This is a genomic window from Azohydromonas lata NBRC 102462 (assembly GCF_001571085.1).
In the GTDB taxonomy this organism is placed as follows: domain Bacteria; phylum Pseudomonadota; class Gammaproteobacteria; order Burkholderiales; family Burkholderiaceae_C; genus Azohydromonas; species Azohydromonas lata.
The window spans coordinates 1-2,187 of record NZ_BCTC01000242.1 but is presented as its reverse complement, the minus strand read 5'-3'; the positions used below and the strand labels follow the sequence as shown (position 1 = coordinate 2,187).

Here is a 2,187-nt window from a genome sequence, read left to right as displayed (position 1 = left end):
TTCAGCAGCGGCAGCGTCAGCGCCGCGTCCCAGGCCGACGTGCAGGTTGCCAGCAAGACGGCCGTGGCCTCGGGGACATCCGTGCCCAAGGCCACCGCCGTCGCCGGCGAGGCGTTCGACTGGCTGGTGGCGGTGAGCAACAACGGCCCGCAGGCGGCGCAGGCGGTGCAGTTCGCCGACGTGCTGCCCAGCGGCATGGTACTGGCCGGCGCGCCGGTGTTCACGGTGACGGCGGGCACCTTCGTGCCGGCGGCGCCCACGTGCACGGGCGCGGCCGGCGGCGCGGCCGTGGCTTGCGGCATCACGAGCATGCCCTCCGGCGGCACGGCCACGGTGCGCATTTCCGTGCGCCTGACGGGCACGCCGGCGGCGGGCACCGTGTTCGCCAACACGGCCAGCATCGTCACCACCGGCACGCTGGACACCAGCGGCGGCGCCGATCCGCGCGCGGGCAACAACTACGGCACCGGCCGCGTCACCGTCACCACCACGCCCAAGGCGGACGTGCAGGTGCTCAGCAAGGTGGCGGTTGCTCCCGGCACGACCACGGCCAAGGCCACGGCCTTGCCCGAGGAAAGATTCGAGTTCCTCGTGCGCCTTGCCAACAACGGGCCCGAAACCGCTGTGCGCGTGCGCTTCAGCGACACGCTGCCCGCGGGCATGGTGCTCACCGGCACGCCGGTGTTCAAGGTCACCCAGGGCAGCTTCCTGCCCGCGGCACCCACGTGCTCCGGCGTCAGCGGTGGCACCGCCGTGCTCTGCGAAATCTCGCAGATGCCCGCCGGCGGCACGGCCGACGTGCGCATCCCCGTGATGCTCACGGGCGACCTCAACGTGGGCGACAAGCTCACCAACACCGCCACGCTGGTGACCCTGGACACGACGGACACCAACGGCGGTACCGACCCCCTGGGCGGCAACAACTTCGGCCGCGGCAGCGTCACGCTGCAGTACCCCTTCCCGTACTCGTCGGTGAGTGGCCGCGTCTGGTTCGATGCCGATCACAACCGCAGCTACAACCCGTCCTCGGCCAACGCCAGCGAGATCGCCATCCCCGGCTGGACGGTGGAGCTGGCCAACTGTCCGCCCGCACCCACGCAGTGCACGACGGACAACGCCACGGTGGTGCTCACCACCACCAGCGGCAGCCAGGGCGAATACGTCTTCAACGACGTGCCGGCCGGACGCCACGTGGTGCGCTTCCGCAACCTGCAAGGCCACCTCGTGGGCGGCGTGTGGCCCACCGACCCGGCGCTCAACCGCAGCGGCGGCCTGCTGCCGACCCAGGCGGGCAGCCTCAGCGCAGACTCCATCAAGCTCTACGCCGGCCTCACGCAAGCCGTCGTCCACCAGGACCTGCCGCTGGATCCGGGCGGCGTGGTGTACGACAGCCTGTCCGCCGCCCCCGTGGCCGGCGCCACGGTGCGCATCACCGGTCCCGCCGGCTTCAACCCCGCGGTGCACCTGCTGGAAGGCACCAACACGGTGGTGACGCCGGCGTCGGGCGAGTACCGCTTCATGCTGATGCCCAGCGCGCCGGCGGGCATGTACACGCTGGCGGTCACGCCGCCGGCGGGCTACCGCGTCTCCTCGCTCATCCCGCCCGCGGAAGGCACGCTGAGCATGCAGGACTGCACCGCGCCGGGCGTCACGCTGCAGGACCAGGACCGCACCGACCCCTGCACCGTCTCGCCGCAGGGCCGGCCGGCGCTGCCCATCACGGCGCCGTACTTCCTGAGCATGTCCTACCCGGGCACGGGCCGCTCGGCGCAGAGCATCGTCAACAACCACCTGCCGCTGGACCCCGACGGCTCCGCCACCCACCTCATCGAGCTGCGCAAGACCTCGCCCAAGCTCACGGTGAAGAAGGGCGAGCCCGTGCCCTACAGCATCACCGCGCGCTACACCGGCACCGCGTCCATGGGCGGCGTGCTGGTGCTGGACGCGCTGCCGCCGGGCTTCAAGTTCATGGACGGATCGCTGACGGTGCAGTCGCTGCCCAACGGACCGGTGCAGCCCGCGCGCGCCCTGCTGCAGGGCCGCCAGCTCACGCTGGAAGGCGTGCACTTCAACGCGGGGGAAACCAAGCGGATCCAGATGGTGCTGGCCGTGGGTATCGGCGTGAGCGAGGGCGACTACGTCAACAGCGTGGTGGCCCAGCGCGCCGGGGCCGTCGTGTCCAACAAC

Annotated in this window: 1 pseudogene; it reads left to right on the top strand. The window is 71.6% G+C overall.

Features of this window, described 5'->3' with window-relative positions:
* A pseudogene (locus ALA01S_RS30830) lies at positions 1-2,187 on the top strand (DUF11 domain-containing protein); the annotation flags it as partial.